This is a genomic window from Candidatus Desulfolinea nitratireducens, from assembly GCF_982879505.1.
On sequence record NZ_CEYOSI010000336.1, the window covers coordinates 1 to 2,411 of the forward strand.

4 protein-coding genes and 1 pseudogene are annotated in these 2,411 nt (G+C 50.4%); all 5 read left to right on the forward strand.

Annotated features, from left to right (window positions below):
* The coding region (locus tag AC3DOM_RS17450) for a TIGR03617 family F420-dependent LLM class oxidoreductase (protein WP_487920315.1) at positions 1-1,029 on the forward strand (1,029 nt) is incomplete at its 5' end.
* A gap of 221 nt (positions 1,030-1,250) precedes the next feature.
* A complete protein-coding gene (locus AC3DOM_RS17455) occupies positions 1,251-1,553 on the forward strand; it encodes a nucleotidyltransferase family protein (protein ID WP_487920316.1) in 303 nt (100 codons plus the stop codon).
* The gene (locus AC3DOM_RS17460; RefSeq protein WP_487920317.1) at positions 1,553-1,783 is read left to right on the forward strand and encodes a HepT-like ribonuclease domain-containing protein; all 231 of its coding nucleotides are present in this window, start codon (positions 1,553-1,555) and stop codon (positions 1,781-1,783) included. Before AC3DOM_RS17455 ends, AC3DOM_RS17460 begins: the two co-directional genes overlap by 1 nt.
* A gap of 120 nt (positions 1,784-1,903) precedes the next feature.
* Positions 1,904-2,191, forward strand: coding sequence for a type II toxin-antitoxin system HigB family toxin (locus AC3DOM_RS17465; RefSeq protein ID WP_487920318.1), 288 nt, complete (start codon positions 1,904-1,906; stop codon positions 2,189-2,191).
* Positions 2,188-2,411: pseudogene (locus AC3DOM_RS17470) on the forward strand (transcriptional regulator); the annotation flags it as partial. The gene AC3DOM_RS17465 and the pseudogene AC3DOM_RS17470, both read left to right, overlap by 4 nt.

Consider the following 2,411-nt stretch of genomic DNA (forward strand, 5'->3'; position numbering starts at 1 on the left):
ATGCACCTGAAAGATGTCCCTGCTGTGGCGCGTGCCGCCGAGGAGATCGGTTTCGATGCCCTCTGGACAACCGAGACCCAGCACGACGGATTTCTGCCGCATGCGCTGATCGCCGAACATACCAAAAAGATGAAGATGGGGACCGCGGTGGCGATCTCCTTTGCCCGCTCCCCCGGCGATATTGCCTATACAGCCTGGGATCTGGCGGCTCAATCGGAGGGGCGATTCATCCTCGGGCTGGGGACGCAGGTCAAGGGGCATATCACGAAACGTTTCGGGATGCCCTGGCCTGATTCCGTTGTGGGGAAATTACGCGAGCAGATCGGGGCGATCCGTGCCCTCTGGAATACCTGGCAGACCGGTGAAAAACTGAATTTTAACGGGGATTATTATCAATTGCGCTTGATGTCGCCATTCTTTAATCCTGGGCCTTTGCCCGCCCTTTCACCCCCCCTCAGTTCCCCCCCGCAAGCGGGGGGGATGCCCAGCGGGCAGGGGGGGCTGATTCCAATTTACATCGCCGGCGTCAACACGGGACTCGCCCGTCTGGCTGGCGAGATCTGCGAGGGATTCCACGCCCATCCCTTCAACAGCCCGCGCTATTTGCGCGAGGTACTCGTCCCCGCGATTGAGCAGGGGGCTGCCAAAACGGGACGCTCCCGCGAGGATGTATCTGTTGCGCTGACCGCTTTTGTGGCGACCACGCCCGAGGAAGCCAACCAGGCCCGGATGCAGATCGCCTTTTATGCCTCGACGCCCTCCTACCGCCGCGTGATGGAGCTTTACGGCTGGGGCGCTGTCGCTGAGAAGCTGAGCGGATTTGTCGCCAAAGGGGAATGGGCCGAGATCCCGATGTTGATCACGGATGAGATGCTGGCAGAATTTGTGACCTACGCCGATACGCATGCCAAGCTCCCCGCCGCGCTGAAGGAACGCTACGAGGGTCTGGCAGACAGGCTCACGGTCTATACGCCCTTTGTTCCCGGCGAGAAGGATGACTTCTGGCGGGAGATGGTGAAGAACGTTTAGAAAAGTTTCCGGTTCAAGGTTAAAGATAAAAAGCCGAGGTCTTTTGGGGCCCTCGGCTTTTTTGTCTTTAAATTGTAACTACTCAGCCTCTTTAGCATGACTCTGCGAGGAGCATGCTCCTGCGACGTGGCAGTCTTCTGTTCTGTGAGATTGCTTCGGCGTAAAGCTGCCTCGCAAAGGCATACCTAAGTAGTTGCTTAAAATTACCGTATAATTTACGCATGGACACACATCCTGCCCTTGATGAGCTTTTGCTTAAACTCAATACAATTTTTCCAAGTATCCAAGAAAAATACCATGTAAAAAGTTTGGAAGTTTTTGGTTCTTTTTTGCGTGGTGAAGAGACATCCGAAAGTGATCTGGATTTGCTGGTAACTTTTTCGGAGATGCCCGGACTTTTTACTTTTGTAAAACTAGAGAATTACCTCTCCGATGCTTTAGGCATTGAAGTTGATCTGGTGATGAAAGATAGCCTGAAACCAAATATCGGCGAGCGGATTTTAGCAGAGGCACGACCGATATGATGGTTGAACGGATTTGGCTGGACTATCTCCGCGACATGATTGCGAATACGCAAAAAGCGATCTCGTTTGTCGGCAACATGGATTTTGATATGTTCTCGAAAGACGAAAAAACAGTCTGTTCTGTTGTTCGTGCGGTAGAGATTATTGGCGAAGCTGCTAAGAAAATTCCAGAAGATGCTCGCACAAGTTATCCGGAAATCCCATGGCGGGAGATGGTTAAGGCGTTTTGAAACACGAATGACGCGAATGAGCGAATATCTTTTCGGGCACAGGTATTACGAATGAAAACCTTGTAATGCAAGGAGGGAAGGCTCCTTGCATTTTATCTCATTGTGAGATATATTTCTTTTATGCATATCATCTCCCTTAAAGCTTTAAGAGAGTTTTGGGAAAAACACCCTGATGGAAAATCATCTCTTATACGCTGGTTCAAAATTTTACAAAAAACAGATTTTGACAATTTCGCTGCCCTCCGTACAGTTTTTCCATCTGCCGACAAAGTGGATAAATGGATTGTCTTCAATATCGGCGGAAACAAGTATCGACTGATTGCATCTATTCACTTTAATCGTAATAAGGTCTATATCCGCCATGTACTGACCCATGCAGAATATGACCGAGGAGCCTGGAAAAAATGACACTTTTTACAAATCAAATCCAAACCCACTGGGAGAGCATCAGCCCACTGCTCACATTCCACAATGAGCAAGGGTATGACGCGGCTGTCGCACGGATGAATGAATTGCTGGATGAAATTGGCACAGATGAAACACACCCTCTTTACGGCCTGCTGGATACGCTGGGTACCCTGATCCAGGTTTATGAGGAGGAACACTATCCCATCCCGGAAGCAGATGG

Bases quoted from the DNA above. Each gene is read 5' to 3' on its own strand.
- AC3DOM_RS17455 (WP_487920316.1), top strand. From the start codon at position 1,251: ATGGACACACATCCTGCCCTTGATGAGCTTTTGCTTAAACTCAATACA.
- AC3DOM_RS17460 (WP_487920317.1), top strand. From the start codon at position 1,553: ATGGTTGAACGGATTTGGCTGGACTATCTCCGCGACATGATTGCGAAT.
- AC3DOM_RS17465 (WP_487920318.1), top strand. From the start codon at position 1,904: ATGCATATCATCTCCCTTAAAGCTTTAAGAGAGTTTTGGGAAAAACAC.